Here is a 15,102-nt window from a genome sequence, read left to right on the forward strand (position 1 = left end):
CTGTCGTTGGACAGGCATCGACCCGCAGAGGCTCAGCATGATCTACGCACAACCCGGAACCCCAGGCGCCATCGTGTCGTTCAAACCCCGCTACGGCAATTTCATCGGCGGCGAGTTCGTGCCGCCGTCCGGTGGCCAGTACTTCACCAACAGCTCGCCGGTCAATGGCCAGCCGATTGCCGAATTCCCACGCTCCACCGCCGCAGACATCGACCACGCCCTGGACGCCGCGCATGCCGCTGCCGACGCCTGGGGCAAAACCTCGGTGCAAGACCGCGCCCTGGTGCTGCTTAAGATCGCCGACCGCATCGAGCAAAACCTGGAAGTGCTGGCCGTCAGCGAAAGCTGGGACAACGGCAAGGCCGTCCGCGAAACCCTCAATGCCGACGTGCCGCTGGCGGCGGACCACTTCCGTTACTTTGCCGGCTGCATCCGTGCCCAGGAAGGTGGGGCGGCAGAGATCAACGAGTTGACCACGGCCTACCATTTCCACGAACCCCTGGGTGTGGTCGGGCAGATCATCCCGTGGAACTTCCCGCTGCTGATGGCCGCCTGGAAGCTCGCCCCGGCCCTGGCCGCCGGTAACTGCGTGGTGCTAAAACCCGCTGAACAGACCCCGTTGTCGATCACTATTTTCGCCGAGCTGATCGCCGACCTGCTGCCAGCAGGTGTGTTGAACATTGTCCAGGGCTTTGGCCGTGAAGCCGGTGAGGCCCTGGCCACCAGCAAGCGCATTGCCAAGATCGCCTTTACTGGCTCCACCCCGGTGGGCTCGCACATCATGAAATGCGCGGCCGAGAACATCATCCCGTCTACCGTCGAGCTGGGCGGCAAATCGCCGAACATCTTCTTTGAAGACATCATGCAGGCCGAGCCTGCGTTCATCGAAAAGGCCGCCGAAGGCCTGGTGCTGGCGTTCTTCAACCAGGGCGAGGTGTGCACCTGCCCGTCGCGGGCGCTGATCCAGGAATCGATCTACGAGCCGTTCATGGCCGAGGTGATGAAGAAGATCGCCAAGATCACCCGTGGCAACCCGCTGGACACCGACACCATGGTGGGTGCACAGGCCTCCGAGCAGCAATACGACAAAATCCTCTCCTACCTGCAGATTGCCAAGGAGGAGGGCGCGCAGTTGCTCACCGGCGGCGCTGCCGAGCGGCTCGACGGTGACCTGGCCACCGGGTACTACATTCAGCCGACCCTGCTCAAGGGCCACAACAAGATGCGCGTGTTCCAGGAGGAGATCTTCGGCCCGGTGGTGGGCGTGACCACCTTCAAGGACGAAGCCGAAGCGCTGGCCATCGCCAACGACAGCGAGTTTGGCCTGGGCGCAGGCCTGTGGACCCGTGACATCAACCGCGCCTATCGCATGGGCCGGGCGATCAAAGCTGGCCGCGTGTGGACCAACTGCTACCACCTGTACCCGGCGCATGCTGCGTTTGGCGGTTACAAGAAATCCGGCGTGGGCCGCGAGACCCACAAGATGATGCTCGACCACTACCAGCAGACCAAGAACCTGCTGGTGAGCTATGACATCAATCCGCTGGGCTTCTTCTAAGGGCACACAGGCCCGGCGGTAGGGTGCCGCCAGGCCTGGATGCAACGACGCACGTGGGGAGGGCTCTGGGTGGGCGCCTCCCCGCGTGCGTCACCCGTGTGGGTAAAAGCCCGCGTCACCCCCTACCAACGCACGCGGCAAGTTCGTTCCAAAGTAGCATTCGGCCCCGCCGCCCCCCGTGCATTAATGCCTCTACCGGAATTGCCCGGCACAAGAAGAGGACTGCCCCATGTGGACTAAACCCGCCTTTACCGACCTGCGCATTGGCTTCGAAGTGACGATGTATTTCGCCAATCGTTGATGGCTCTGCGGCCATCGTAGCGATGGCCGTTCCTTCTCTGGGGATCGTTGTCCATGCACATTCGTGTTCTCGGCTCCGCCGCTGGCGGAGGTTTTCCGCAGTGGAACTGCAACTGTCGCCAATGCACCGGTGTGCGTAATGGCAGCCTGAGGGCGCAGCGGCGCACGCAGTCTTCGATCGCGGTGAGCGATGATGGCGAGCAGTGGATCCTGTGCAACGCTTCACCCGACATCCGCGTCCAGCTCGAAAGCTTCCCCGCTTTGCAACCGGCGCGCCGCCTGCGCGACACGGCAATTGGCGCGGTGGTGCTGCTGGACAGCCAGATCGACCATTGCACGGGCCTGCTCAGCCTGCGCGAAGGCTGCCCGCACACGGTGTGGTGCACCGAGCGGGTGCGTGAAGACCTGAGTAGCGGTTTCCCGCTGTTCACCCTGCTCAAGCACTGGAACGGTGGCCTGCAGTGGCAATGCATCGGCCTGGACCGCGAACCGTTTCGCATCGCTGCCTGCCCAAACCTGCAATTTCGCGCGATCCCGTTGGTGAGCAACGCGCCGCCGTATTCGCCCAACCGCGGCAACCCGCAGCCGGGCGACACCATTGGCCTGCTCATCGAGGACCGGCGCACCGGTGCCTCGGTGTTCTACGCACCGGGCCTGGGGCAGGTCGATGCCGAGGTGGCGAGCTGGATGCGCCATGCCGACTGCCTGCTTCTGGACGGCACGCTGTGGCGCGACGACGAGATGCGTGTGTGCGAAGTCGGCCAAAGCCTGGGCAGCGAAATGGGCCACCTGGCGCAGAGTGGCCCCGGTGGCATGCTCGAGGTGCTGGAGGGCTTCAGCCGCCAGCGCAAGATCCTCATCCACATCAACAACACCAACCCGATCCTCGATGAAGACTCGGCCGAACGGGCCTTGCTGGATCGCCGGGGGATTGAAGTGGCGTACGACGGCTTGTCTATCACGCTGTAAGGGCTGGCACCGCGTGCCCTGGAGAACCGCAATGACCGACACCCCCATGACACCCCCTGAATTCGAAGCGGCCTTGCGTGCCAAGGGCGCCTATTACCATATCCACCATCCCTTCCATCAGGCGATGTATGCCGGGCGTGCGACCCGTGAGCAGATTCAGGGCTGGGTTGCCAACCGCTTCTACTACCAGGTCAACATCCCGCTCAAGGACGCGGCAATCCTCGCCAACTGCCCGGACCGCGAAGTGCGCCGGCAATGGTTGCAACGGGTGCTCGACCACGATGGCGCGCCGGGCAGCGAAGGCGGTATCGAAGCCTGGTTGCGCCTGGGGGAGGCGGTCGGACTGACGCGTGAGCGCATCCTCTCCCAGGAGATGGTCCTGCCTGGGGTGCGTTTTGCCGTGGACGCCTACGTCAATTTCGCCCGCCGCGCAGGCTGGCAGGAGGCTGCCAGCAGCTCGCTGACCGAACTGTTCGCGCCGCAGATCCATCAGTCGCGCCTGGACAGCTGGCCCCAGCACTACCCGTGGATCGATGCCGCCGGCTACGACTACTTCCGCACACGCCTGGGCCAGGCGCGGCGCGATGTCGAACATGGCCTGCGTATCACCTTGGCGTATTACGTCACGCGTGCCGGCCAGCAGCGGATGCTGGAGATTCTGCAGTTCAAGCTCGACGTGCTCTGGAGCATGCTCGATGCCATGAGCATGGCGTATGAGCTGGAGCGGCCGCCTTATCACAGCGTGACCCAGCAAAACGTCTGGCATCGGGGGATCGCCCTGTGAAACTGATCGACGGCGAACAGGTGCTGGGTTTGCGCCGCGGCTACCGCCTGCAATGGGAGCCGCGCCAGGATTGCCATGTGCTGCTGTACCCCGAGGGCATGATCAAGCTCAATGCCAGCGCCGGTTGGGTGTTGGAGTTGCTGGACGGCCAACGGTGCGTAGCGGCGATCATCGACGGCTTGGCGCAGCGCTTCCCCGATGTACAGGGGCTGGACGAGGATGTGCTGGCGTTTCTGGAGGTGGCCCGTGGCAAGCACTGGATCGAATGACACCCGCCCGGGGCCGCCGCTGTGGTTGCTGGCGGAGCTGACGTACCGCTGCCCGTTGCAATGCCCGTATTGTTCCAACCCGTTGGACTTTGCCCAACATGGCCAGGAGCTGACCACTGAGGAGTGGATCCGCGTGTTCCGCGAAGCGCGGGCGATGGGCGCCGCGCAGTTGGGCTTTTCAGGCGGCGAACCGCTGGTGCGTCAGGACCTGGCGCAGCTGATCAAGGCCGCGCGGGACATGGGCTACTACACCAACCTGATTACCTCGGGTATTGGCCTGACCGAGCAGAAAGTCCGCGACTTCAAGGTCGCCGGGCTCGACCATATCCAGATCAGCTTCCAGGCCGCAGATGAGGCGGTCAACAACATGCTGGCCGGCTCGCGCAAAGCGTTCGCCCAGAAGCTGGCGATGGCCAAGGCAGTCAAGGCCCAGGGTTACCCGATGGTGCTGAACTTCGTGACCCATCGGCACAATATCGACCAGATTGCCGACATCATTGAGCTGTGCCTGGCGTTGCAGGCGGACTTCGTAGAACTGGCGACCTGCCAGTTCTACGGTTGGGCCGAGCTCAACCGTGCCGGCCTGCTGCCGACCCGCGAGCAATTGCAGCGGGCCGAAGCCATTACCCAAGGGTATCGCCAGCGGCTGGAGGCGGAGGGGCATCCGTGCAAGCTGATTTTCGTCACGCCGGACTACTACGAAGAACGCCCCAAGGCCTGCATGAACGGCTGGGCCAACCTGTTTCTCGATATCACCCCAGACGGCACTGCGCTGCCGTGCCACAGCGCCCGCCAGTTGCCGGTGGCCTTCCCCAACGTGCGCGAGCACAGCATCGAGCACATCTGGAACGATTCTTTTGGCTTCAACCGCTACCGTGGTAATGATTGGATGAAGGAGCCCTGTCGCTCGTGCGATGAAAAGCACCAGGACTTGGGTGGCTGCCGCTGCCAGGCGTACATGCTCACCGGCGATGCCGCCAATGCCGACCCGGTGTGCAGCAAGTCGCCGCACCACGGGGTGATCCTCAAGGCCCGGGAGCAAGCGCAAACAGCGGGGCAGGGCATAGCGCAGCTGACCCTGCGCAACGAGCAGGCGTCGCGGCTGATTTTTCGTGGCTAAGCCGGGCCCCCGCTTTGGTCTGGTTGCTTTCGCTGCGGGATGCTTTACGCTGGCGATTACCTTCCAGAACAATAAGAACAGGCTTTCCAATGAGCCAGAGTTTCAGCCCGCTTCGCAAGTTCGTTTCGCCTGAAATCATCTTTGGTGCCGGCTGCCGGCACAACGTCGCCAATTACGCCAAGACCTTCGGTGCGCGCAAGGTGTTGGTGGTCAGCGACCCCGGCGTAATTGCTGCGGGTTGGGTGGCAGATGTCGAGGCCAGCCTGCAGGCCCAAGGCATCGACTACTGCCTGTACACGGCCGTGTCGCCCAACCCGCGAGTCGAAGAGGTCATGCTCGGCGCCGAGATCTACCGGGAAAACCACTGTGACGTGATCGTCGCCGTCGGCGGCGGTAGCCCGATGGATTGCGGCAAGGCAATCGGCATCGTGGTCGCCCACGGGCGCAGTATTCTCGAGTTCGAAGGGGTGGACATGATCCGCGTGCCCAGCCCGCCGCTGATCCTCATCCCCACCACGGCCGGCACCTCGGCGGACGTGTCGCAGTTCGTGATCATTTCCAACCAGCAGGAGCGCATGAAGTTCTCCATCGTCAGCAAGGCGGTGGTGCCCGACGTCTCGCTGATCGACCCGCAAACCACCCTGAGCATGGACCCGTTCCTGTCTGCCTGCACCGGCATCGATGCGCTCGTGCATGCCATCGAGGCGTTTGTGTCCACCGGCCACGGGCCGTTGACCGACCCGCATGCGCTGGAAGCCATGCGCTTGATCAATGGCAATTTGGTGCAGATGATCGCCAACCCGACCGATATCGCCCTGCGCGAGAAGATCATGCTGGGCAGCATGCAGGCGGGGCTGGCGTTTTCCAATGCGATTCTGGGTGCGGTCCACGCCATGTCCCACAGCCTGGGCGGCTTCCTCGACTTGCCCCACGGCTTGTGCAACGCGGTGTTGGTGGAGCACGTGGTGGCGTTCAACTACAGCTCGGCACCCGAGCGTTTCAAGGTGATTGCCGAGGTGTTCGGCATCGACTGCCGCGGCCTTAACCACCGGCAGATCTGCGGGCGCCTGGTGGACCACCTGATCGCCCTGAAGCACGCGATCGGCTTCCACGAAACCCTGGGCCTGCATGGGGTGCGTACGTCCGACATCCCGTTCCTGTCGCAACATGCGATGGATGACCCGTGCATCCTCACCAACCCCCGCGCGTCGAGCCAGCGTGATGTCGAGGTCGTTTATGGCGAGGCCCTCTGACGAGCAGCAGCGGGCGCTCGCCGGGCTGTTGGGGCTGGGCGACCACTCGGCACGCAAGAGCCATTACCCGGAGCTGGCAGCCCGCCTGGACGAGCTGGAGGCCGAACGCAACCGCTACAAATGGCTGTTCGAAAATGCCGTCCACGGGATTTTCCAGGCCAGCCTGCAAGAAGGCATGCGCGCCGCCAACCCCGCGCTGGCGCGCATGCTTGGCTACGACAGCCCGCAGGCGGTGCTGTTTTCCCTGACGGACCTGGCCGCCAACCTGTTTGTTGGCGGCGCCGAAGAGCTGCATGCGATCACTGCGACGCTCGCGCGCGAACACAGCCTGCACGGCTACGAAACCCGCTTGCGGCGCCGCGACGGCAGCCACCTCGATGTGCTGATGAACCTGCTGCTAAAGCCTGGCCACGAAGGGCTGGTCGAAGGCTTTGTCGCCGACATTACCGAACGTAAGCAGGCCCAGCAGCACCTGCAGCAACTCAATGACGAACTCGAACAACGGGTCGCCGCGCGGACCGATGAACTGCTCGAGGCCAACCGCAACCTGCAGCAGCAAATCACCGAGCGTAAAGCGATTGCCCGCGCCCTGCGCGATGCCCGCGACGCCGCCGAAACCGCCAACCGCAGCAAGGACAAATACCTGGCTGCTGCCAGCCATGACCTGCTGCAACCGCTCAATGCCGCCCGCCTGTTGATTTCGACCTTGCGCGAACGGCAGTTGCCGGAGGCGGAGCAGGTGCTGGTGGAGCGCGCCCACCAGGCCCTGGAGGGCGCCGAAGACTTGCTGACCGACCTGTTGGACATCTCCCGGCTCGATCAGGCGGCGGTCAAGCCCGACGTGGCCTTGTACCGCCTCGACGAACTGTTTGGCCCGCTGGTCTCGGAGTTCAGTTCGGTGGCGGACGCTGAAGGGCTGAAGCTGCGGGCGCACATTGGCGACTATGCCATCAACACCGACCTGCGGCTGATGACACGGATTTTGCGCAACTTTCTCAGCAACGCCTGCCGCTACACCGACGACGGCAAGATCTTGCTTGGGGCCAGGCGTCGCGGCAGCCACTTGCGCCTGGAGGTCTGGGACACCGGGCGGGGCATCGCCGAAGATCGGTTGGAAGCTGTTTTCCTTGAGTTCAACCAACTGGACGTCGGCCGTGCTGCCGATCGCAAAGGCGTGGGCCTGGGGTTGGCTATCGTCGAGCGGATCGCCAAGATTCTCGGTTACCGCGTCCAGGTACGGTCGTGGCCGGGGCGTGGCTCGATGTTCAGCATCGAGGTACCGATCGGCACAGAAGTGCCGCTGCCTGCTCACCCGGCGATGCCGCAAGCCAGCGCCGGAAACCCGTTACCCGGCCGCCGGCTGCTGGTGTTGGACAACGAAGTGAGCATCCTCGAAAGCATGGGTGCGCTGCTTGGGCAGTGGGGCTGTGAGGTGGTGACTGCAACCGATCAGGCCGGTGCCCTGTTGGCCTTGCGGGGGCAGGCGCCGGAGCTGATCCTGGCGGATTATCACCTGGACCACGGCGTTGTGGGTTGCGAGGTGGTCAGGCACTTGCGCGAGCATTTTGCCGTCGCCATTCCAGCGGTGATCATTACCGCGGACCGCAGCGATCAGTGCCGGCGCGCCTTGCAGAAGCTTGGCGCGCCGCTGCTGAACAAGCCCGTCAAACCGGGGAAGTTGCGGGCGGTGTTGAGCCAGTTGTTGGGGTAGGGCGGTTAGGGCAAAAGGGTCCGCTGCGATGGGCTGCGCAGCAGCCCCAATAACAGCCCACTCAGTCGCCCAGGCAATCCTGCACGATCCTCACCCAACAATCCGAACCCAAGCCAATCAACTCATCATTGAAATCATAATGTGGGTTGTGCACCGAGCAACCATGGAACTCGCCTTCTCCATTCCCCAAGAAGAAGTAGCACCCCGGGACCTCTGTGAGCATCCAGGCGAAATCCTCAGTGGCCATCAGCTTTTTGCCCCGTGAGAGCAGTGCCTGCGGCGCGAACAAGGGCGCCAAGCTTTGCCGCACCTGGCGCGTTTGCTGCTCGCTGTTAACCAGCGCAGGCGCCAGTTGAACTGTTTCAAGGGTGATCGTCACGCCATACACCTGTTCATGCCCACGCACAATCTCTTCCAACCGACGGTTGATCTTCTGCTCGGTTGCTGGGGTATCGGTGCGCACGCTCAGCAGCATCGAGGCAGTGTCTGGAATGATGTTGTAGACCGTGCCGGCCTTGACCATGCCAATGCTGATCACGGCATGCTCATCGACCCCCAGGTTGCGCGACTTGATGGTCTGGATGGCATTGATCAGGCTGGCTATTACCGGGAACGGGTCGACGCTGCGTTCGGGCATGGCACCATGCCCGCCGCGCCCTTGAATCTGGATGCTGACTTGCTGCGAAGCGGCCATCGTCGGTCCGGCTTGCACGATTGCAGTGCCTACGGGCACGCCGGGGAGGTTGTGCAGTGCAAAAATGGCGTCGCACGGGAAACGGCTGAACAACCCGTCATCCATCATCGCTTTGGCGCCGCACAACCCTTCTTCATCCGGTTGGAAAATCAGGTTGAGCGTGCCATCGAATTCGACTGACTGCGCGATGCGCCAGGCCGCGGCAAGCAGAATCGCGGTATGCCCGTCATGGCCACAGGCATGCATGCGCCCGTCAATGCGGCTGGCGTGGGCAAAGGGGTTTGCTTCCTGCATGGGCAGTGCGTCCATGTCGGCACGTAAGCCGATGCTGCGGGTGCTGGTGCCTTTGCGCAGTACCCCGACTAGCCCATGGCCGCCGATACCGCAGTGCACCTCATAGCCCCAGGAGGCCAGTTTGTCTGCCACCAACTGCGCAGTGACAGGCGTGTCGCCACCCAGCTCGGGGAGGCTATGAATTTCGCGTCGCAGGCGGACGAAGGCTTCGAGTTCTGCCAGCGAAGCGGCAGCGGTGAGGGTATTCATAGGGTCATTCCCGTCCAGGGTTTTCAGGGTATAGCGCCAGGCAGATCAGGCTGATCACACCGCCGACGAACAGATAGAGGGCGGGCGCTAGGGGGCTTTCGAGTGAACCGGTCAGCCAGGTGGCAATCAAGGGCGAAAAGCCGCCGAACAGCGTCACGCCGAAGCTGTAGCTCACTGCCGTACCCAGCGCGCGCGAGCGTTTCGGGAAGGCTTCCATGATCAGCGCGAAGAACGCCCCGGAGCCTATGCAGCCAGGCAGTACCAAGACTGCGATAACCAGCATGGCCAGCATCAGGTTGTTGCTCAGACTCAGTACATACAGGGCAGGGCCTGCAAGTACGACCGGCAAGGCAATGGTCCAGACCAGCAGTTTTTTGCGCAGGACATGGCGATCGGCAAAGCGTCCGGCCAAGGGCGTGATGATGGCCAGGCAGGCGCTGGCGACACAGGCCACTGCAAGGGCGCTACGTTGCGGGTAGCCGAGCGAAGACGTGAGGTACGCAGGCATGTAGAAAATGAACAGATAGATACTGATGGTCGCACTGGCCATCAGGCCAATGGCAAGCAGCGTATGGCGCATGTCGAAATGGTCACGCCAGTGCCCCTGGTTTGTGGATTCTGCTTCATGGGTTTCCGGCAGGCAGCGGCGGATGTACCAACCCACCGGTCCTATCAGCAAACCCAGCATAAAGGGAATGCGCCAGCCCCAGTGCTCCAGCGCATCGGCCGTGAGGCAACTGCTCAACAACAGCCCGATGCCAGCACCAACCAACGCGGCATATCCTTGGCTGGCCGCTTGCCAACTCACGTTGTGGCAGCGGTTGGCTGTGGTGCTGGACTCCATGAGGAACACCGACGCGGTGCCGATCTCGCCACCTGCCGAGAACCCTTGGGTCAGGCGGCCTACGATCAAAATGACTGTCCCCAGCACGCCGATCTGGTGGTACGTGGGCGCGAACGCGATCATCGCCGTGCCCAAGGTCATCAAGCCGATGGTCAACCCCAGTGCTGCCTTGCGACCCTGCCGGTCGGCAAAACGGCCAATCACCACAGCGCCCACAGGCCGCATCAAAAAGCCCACGCCAAAGGTGGTCAGGGATAACAGCAACGAGGCCATTGCTGATTGGGCGGGGAAGAAGTTTTTAGCGATCACCACGGCAAAAAAGCTATAGATGGTGAAGTCGTACATCTCCAGGGCGTTGCCCAGCGCGCAAGCTACAGTGGCCTTTCTTGACGCAGGCCGTGTGCTGTTGGAGGCGCAGGTGAGGGAGGGCGCGTGTGCAGTGGACATCGAGGTGGTCCTGTCTTGTTATGGTGTCCACCGACTATCAGTTATTTTGTTGTCCCTGGCGCTTACGCTTTTGGGCGCCACTTAACCATTGGTTAATTCATTACGGATTGCTGGGTGGGTAGCGCACTCAAACCGAGCCGTTGCCGTCGTTTTATCGAGCGCCTGCACCTTCACTGCACAGCAAGGCACCTGAACATTGGGCCAAGGTTCGATCACAACAGGGGATACGCGCCTGATACTGCAGGGCAGGCGGGGTACTTAACCAAACGGCAAAGCGTTGCGTTAATTCGATATCAAATGGGCCCACATGCTGCCGCGGGTCATGCGCGCAGCGGCTCGCTGGTGCTCAGCGTCGCACGAATCTCGTAGTACAAGTCGCGTGCAGACGTCGTCATGCTGTGCCGGTCTGTGCAGACTTGATAGATGGGGTACTCAGGAATGCTCTCTTCGACCCGCACCTGGACCAGGTCCTCGCTCAAACCGTGGGTCAGCATGTTGTCCAGGGCGGCTTCGCTCAGTGTCATGATGGCGTCGGAGTGGTGCAGCAGGTGCAGGGCCAAGTGTACGGACGAGCATTCGGTGATCCGCGAAGGGAGTTGAATCTGATTGTCCTCGAACATCTGGTAGAACTGCGAGGAGTGATCATCCATCGCATCAAGGCTCACCCAACTGGCCTGCAACAAGTGGCGCAGTGAGCGCGCATTTCTGAGGGGATGGGTTTTGCGGCAAACGACAAGCCCGGGCATGCGGGTTAGCGCTTCCCAGTCGAGGTTGAGGCGTTGCGTGTGCTGCTGCGAGGTCACTGCAAAATCCAGTGTGCCGTCGCGTATCTGCTGGATGATCTGGTAGGGGCGCAGTTCGATCAACCGGATCCGCACACGCGGGCTACGCGCCTGAAAAGCGGTAATGCTGGTCCCCAGGCCTTTCAACACCGCGGTCAACGAGGTCACGCCGACGGTGACCTCGCCAATCTGCATGTCCTTGATGTTTTCGGCTTCTAGTTGCAGACGTCGCAGGCTTTCCATCGAAGACTGCGCGTGACGGATCAGGCGCCGCCCTTCTTCTGTAAGGGTCATGCCTTTGTGCGAGCGCTGCATGAGCGACAGGCCAAGTTCACTCTCCAGTTCCTTGATCGATCGGCTCAATGCAGGTTGAGTGACATGCAGCGCTTGAGAGGCCTCGCTGAGGCTACCGGTCTGATGTACTGCGACCAATGCTCTGATTTGGTGAAATTTCACGTGCAGTCAGGTCCTTGCTCTGGCGTGGGGAAGCGAGCCTGTACCGGGGTTTACAGGGGCTGACATGCTCAATGATTTGACTTCACCTATCAAGATGGGGCGTCAAGACTTCAGCGGCACAGGCGCTCAATCTAGAAGTGGTAATACATGCCGACAGCCAGGTTGCGGGGATCATCGCCCGTTTCTTCGAGCGGGATGCCCGCGTAACTCAGTGACGATTTGGCGCTGTTATGGATCATCGCTACCCGTCCATAAACCGCCCAGTTGGGCTTCAGAAAGTGGTCGTAGCCAATCATCACGCCTGTGGCGTCTTTGCCACCTGTTTCGACATTACGCTGCACCACCAGCAAACGCGCAACGTCGGTTTTACCGACCGGTGCCATGAGGCCGAGCGTCCAGGCCGTCATGCTAGGGGTGTTGTGCTGGTCCACCTCCTGGCGTTGCCACGTCAGGCTGGATGAGAAGGGGCCGAAATCGTAGAACGCAGAGGCGCTTGTAAAATGGTTGTGTGTTTGGCGCTGCTGGCCATTGTCCTGCCAAGGGTCGCTGAGGTAGTCGTTGAATGACCCCAGCAGCATCATCCTGGCGTTGGCGTACTGGAGCTTCACGCCTTTCCCCCGAACAGTTTTGCCCGCACTTGCGGTGTCATCAAAGCCGAACGTGACTGCCGTGCCTACGCTGAGCCCGCCTAGCGTTGGCGTGGTGTAAGCCAAGGTATGCTTGGGGCGCATGTCCAGATAGTAGGCACCTTTGCCTGATGGCGGCAGGGTTAGGAAGGTGTAGGGCGACCCATATACAGCGAGAAACGGATCGGCGTAGCTGGGTGTACTCATGTTGTACGTTTTACCAAACTCCAGCTTGCCATAGCGCTTTGAGCGCAGCGCGGCTACCGCCAGGCGTAGCGAGCCCACTTGCTTCCAGTGATGCTCAAGTGCTTCGCCATTGAGGTTGAAACCCTCTTCGATATCCAGTTCCAGTGCCGTGTCATCCGCGACCGCCTTACGCAGGTAAAGGCCCAGTTTATTAGTCCATGCGCCACCCCCCTCGACCCGCAGGCCTTCGTGGTGTTGCGCGTCATGGTAAGAGGCAAAGGCGTCGACGGTTCCGTACAGCTTGAGGGTGTCGTCATAGCCTTTATCCACGTTGTAGTACCCGAACCCTGGGGCGATCCTTGCCAATGCAGGAAATCCTTCGGCATTTGCCTGCTGCACACTGCCCAGGCTCACCACCATGATCGCCAGTAACGCGTGTTGCTGATGAAAAGAAATGCACATGCCCGAGACTCCTTGCGCCTCAATGAACCCTGTGCGCAGCCTCCATCAAGTTTGCTCAGACCAACATTAACTGTTTGGGCAGCCTATGTTTCTTGGCTAACGTGCGGCGCAAAGGGCCTGAATAGACAGGCAGACATGTACGCGTTGAATGGTAGGGGGCGTGCGGGTAGGCATGGGGCGTGTGCTGGAAACGCTGGAAACGGGTGCACACGGCCACTGCGAGGGCGATAGGCGCACCTGAATTAGGCATTTCAGTGAGCCTGTTTAGGCACGCTTTACCTAAATGGTTAAGCCCTTGCACAAAGGGCAAGGCTTGCATTGAGCCCTTGCCGACGCTGGATGGCGCGCCGGCTAGCCTCGAATGGCAATTCAGTTCACTTCAGTTCGACAAGCCTGCCTTATCCAGCACCTTGTCGAGCCACGACTGGTCCAGTTTACCCGTGGCAATCTCTGCCTTGACGGCCTCTTCGTGAGCCTCATGTTCGCGCGCTTTGCCTAGCACGAGTTCAGCCAGGTTCTGGGGGAACGCGACGATGCCGTCTTCGTCAGCGACGATGATGTCACCGGGTGAGACGAGCATGCCACCAATCGAAACCGGCACGTTGATTTCGCCCGGCCCGCTCTTGTAAGGGCCGCAGTGCACGACAGCCCGTGCATAGCAAGGGCTGGTCTTGAAGCTATCAACGTCGCGAATCGCCCCGTCGACGATGAAACCAACGCAGCCACGCTGCTCTGCGTAGAGCTTGATCAACTCGCCGATGACCGCATTGTTGGTGTCACCCTGGGCATCGATGACCAGTACGTGACCGGGTTCGAGCAGTGTCAGTGCCTTGTAGATGAACAGGTTGTCGCCGGGGCGTGTTTTGACGGTCAGCGCAGTGCCGACCAGCTTGCCCGAGGTGTTGTAGCGGTTAAGCCCTCGCGCGCCAATGTGTCGACCCAGGTTGTCGCTGATGTGCGGCGTGACGACCGATCGGAACGATTCGATCACATGCGCAGGGGCGAGTGTTGGCGACGGCAGGATACGAGACCCGGGTAACAGCATGACAATCTCCTGAATGGCTTGACCCAGTGGGGTATGGGTCGATGGTAGGAGAGAACTGCCGTTACTTTTAGCGATATTTTTTGATTAAAAAACATCGCCTCAGGTGATGATAAGCCGGGTGAAGTCGCAGGCCTGTTGCGCCAACCGCGCCACTTCATTGCTGAGCCCTTGGTAGCGGTCAGCCCGGTGCACGCAGACATAGCTGATCGGCGGCAGTGGCAAGTCGGTTTGTATGACCTTCAATCGGCCCTGCTCGATCATCGAGCTCATGCATTGCCTGGGCAGGTAGCTGAGCCCGACACCCGAAATAGCCAACCCGACTTGTGCGACCAGGTAGTTGCTGGTGAGTGTCTTGGTCAGCCGCACGTCATGTTCCGCCAGCCAGCGTTCGTAGGTTTTCCCGGTGCCTGAGCTGCCTCCCTGGGTGAGTACCGTAAACGACGACAGCGATTGCAAGTCCATGGGCGCGTCACTCGGGTACAGCGAGGGTGAGCACATCCACGCGTTTTCGACAGAGGCGAGCGGGGTACTGATGAAGCGGGCATCGCGGAAGATGTCAGGCACGATGATCAGGTCAAGCTCGTCAGCCTCGAGCCGGCGCAACAGGTCGGTGCTCAACTCGATCGAGGGTTCCAGATCGACCTTGGGGTAGGTCTGGTGAATTTGATCGACCAGGTTCGGCAACCACGTGAGCGCCGTGAGTTCCGTTACGCCGAGCCTGAAGCGTCGGACCAGCGTTTCTTTCGAGCTGATGCGCTCCAGCAGGTTATCCCGCTGGCGCAACATTTCAACGGCGCAGCCATGTAGCTCTAAGCCCTTTTGGGTCAGCCGGGCGCTGCGTTTCGAGCGGTCGAAGATGGCTACGCCAAAGGCATCCTCGAGCTCTTGCACGCGTTTGGAGATCGCCGATTGAGACATGTTGAGTTTGGCGGCAGCCGCTTCAAAGCTGCCCAGCTCGACAATCCAGTAGATGGCCTCGATTTGCTTCAGCGTGATCATCGCGTGCTCCAGGTATGAAAAGCCCGTTTCAGAGCGGCCCCGAAGTGATTTCAA

14 protein-coding genes are annotated in these 15,102 nt (G+C 61.4%); 8 read left to right on the forward strand and 6 right to left on the reverse strand.

The genetic code is table 11. The features are described from left to right. Positions 1-37 precede the first annotated feature (37 nt). The 8 genes from ACMCNM_RS12780 (at position 38) to ACMCNM_RS12815 (ending at position 7,964) form a co-directional block, all read left to right on the forward strand. The gene (locus ACMCNM_RS12780) at positions 38-1,558 is read left to right on the forward strand and encodes an aldehyde dehydrogenase family protein (protein ID WP_412764494.1); all 1,521 of its coding nucleotides are present in this window, start codon (positions 38-40) and stop codon (positions 1,556-1,558) included. Between the two features lie 229 nt (positions 1,559-1,787). Further along, positions 1,788-1,859 carry a pyrroloquinoline quinone precursor peptide PqqA gene (gene pqqA, locus ACMCNM_RS12785; protein ID WP_003253598.1) on the forward strand — a complete coding sequence of 24 codons (72 nt, stop codon included), beginning with the start codon at positions 1,788-1,790 and terminating at the stop codon, positions 1,857-1,859. 53 nt (positions 1,860-1,912) lie between these two features. Further along, positions 1,913-2,827, forward strand: coding sequence for a pyrroloquinoline quinone biosynthesis protein PqqB (gene pqqB / locus ACMCNM_RS12790; protein ID WP_412764495.1), 915 nt, complete (start codon positions 1,913-1,915; stop codon positions 2,825-2,827). Between the two features lie 31 nt (positions 2,828-2,858). Then, the gene (pqqC, locus tag ACMCNM_RS12795; protein ID WP_099453859.1) at positions 2,859-3,611 is read left to right on the forward strand and encodes a pyrroloquinoline-quinone synthase PqqC; all 753 of its coding nucleotides are present in this window, start codon (positions 2,859-2,861) and stop codon (positions 3,609-3,611) included. Next, positions 3,608-3,880, forward strand: coding sequence for a pyrroloquinoline quinone biosynthesis peptide chaperone PqqD (gene pqqD, locus ACMCNM_RS12800; protein ID WP_027596452.1), 273 nt, complete (start codon positions 3,608-3,610; stop codon positions 3,878-3,880). The genes pqqC and pqqD overlap by 4 nt, the downstream gene beginning before the upstream one ends. Then, positions 3,831-5,000 (forward strand): pyrroloquinoline quinone biosynthesis protein PqqE, encoded by a 1,170-nt coding sequence (gene pqqE, locus ACMCNM_RS12805; RefSeq protein ID WP_412764496.1) that lies wholly within the window; start codon positions 3,831-3,833, stop codon positions 4,998-5,000. Before pqqD ends, pqqE begins: the two co-directional genes overlap by 50 nt. 89 nt (positions 5,001-5,089) lie before the next feature. Further along, positions 5,090-6,253 (forward strand): alcohol dehydrogenase-like regulatory protein ErcA, encoded by a 1,164-nt coding sequence (ercA, locus tag ACMCNM_RS12810; RefSeq protein ID WP_186676248.1) that lies wholly within the window; start codon positions 5,090-5,092, stop codon positions 6,251-6,253. Beyond that, complete coding sequence (locus ACMCNM_RS12815) at positions 6,237-7,964, forward strand: NahK/ErcS family hybrid sensor histidine kinase/response regulator (protein ID WP_412764497.1); 1,728 nt, start codon at positions 6,237-6,239, stop codon at positions 7,962-7,964. The genes ercA and ACMCNM_RS12815 overlap by 17 nt, the downstream gene beginning before the upstream one ends. A gap of 61 nt (positions 7,965-8,025) precedes the next feature. Here ACMCNM_RS12815 and ACMCNM_RS12820 read toward each other — a convergent pair whose 3' ends face one another. From ACMCNM_RS12820 to ACMCNM_RS12845, 6 genes are all read right to left on the reverse strand, one after another. Then, positions 8,026-9,201 carry a M20 aminoacylase family protein gene (locus ACMCNM_RS12820; protein WP_186676250.1) on the reverse strand — a complete coding sequence of 392 codons (1,176 nt, stop codon included), beginning with the start codon at positions 9,199-9,201 and terminating at the stop codon, positions 8,026-8,028. A 4-nt stretch (positions 9,202-9,205) separates the two neighbouring features. Continuing rightward, the gene (locus ACMCNM_RS12825) at positions 9,206-10,492 is read right to left on the reverse strand and encodes an MFS transporter (protein ID WP_412764498.1); all 1,287 of its coding nucleotides are present in this window, start codon (positions 10,490-10,492) and stop codon (positions 9,206-9,208) included. Positions 10,493-10,812: 320 nt separating this feature from the next. Then, positions 10,813-11,730, reverse strand: coding sequence for a LysR family transcriptional regulator (locus tag ACMCNM_RS12830; protein WP_186676252.1), 918 nt, complete (start codon positions 11,728-11,730; stop codon positions 10,813-10,815). Positions 11,731-11,861: 131 nt separating this feature from the next. After that, positions 11,862-13,004 carry a porin gene (locus ACMCNM_RS12835; RefSeq protein ID WP_412764499.1) on the reverse strand — a complete coding sequence of 381 codons (1,143 nt, stop codon included), beginning with the start codon at positions 13,002-13,004 and terminating at the stop codon, positions 11,862-11,864. 379 nt (positions 13,005-13,383) lie between these two features. Beyond that, a complete protein-coding gene (locus tag ACMCNM_RS12840; RefSeq protein ID WP_186676270.1) occupies positions 13,384-14,049 on the reverse strand; it encodes an RraA family protein in 666 nt (221 codons plus the stop codon). A gap of 99 nt (positions 14,050-14,148) precedes the next feature. Further along, positions 14,149-15,048, reverse strand: coding sequence for a LysR family transcriptional regulator (locus tag ACMCNM_RS12845; RefSeq protein WP_099453863.1), 900 nt, complete (start codon positions 15,046-15,048; stop codon positions 14,149-14,151). Positions 15,049-15,102: the final 54 nt, after the last annotated feature.

It is taken from the genome of Pseudomonas sp. NGC7 (genome assembly GCF_047159675.1).
Classification (GTDB): domain Bacteria; phylum Pseudomonadota; class Gammaproteobacteria; order Pseudomonadales; family Pseudomonadaceae; genus Aquipseudomonas; species Aquipseudomonas kermanshahensis.